Genomic DNA, 261 nt, shown 5'->3' on the forward strand with positions numbered 1-261 from the left:
GCATATTTGGAATATGGAGCTAATCCTCATCTGAACAATCCAATTGGATCTTACAGGCACGCAATCAACAAAGCCTTTTTCGCAGGCTCCTATCCCAAGCGCTACCAGGAGCGCATTGAAGATATGCATGCAATATTCGATTCCGTATTATCAACTGGCGATAATCTTACCTTGATCGATCGCAATTTCGGAAACGAAGAATATGCTTTTCCGCAAAAGTATTCCGATCTGGCTTTAGAGCCTGTCCCGCACGACGATCTC

General features: G+C 44.4%; 1 pseudogene. It reads left to right on the forward strand.

Annotated elements, in window-relative coordinates:
- Positions 1-261: pseudogene (locus R0K30_RS22405) on the forward strand (hypothetical protein); the annotation flags it as partial.

It is taken from the genome of Bacillus sp. SIMBA_154 (assembly GCF_046536015.1).
Taxonomy (GTDB): Bacteria; Bacillota; Bacilli; order Bacillales; family Bacillaceae; genus Bacillus; species Bacillus pumilus_P.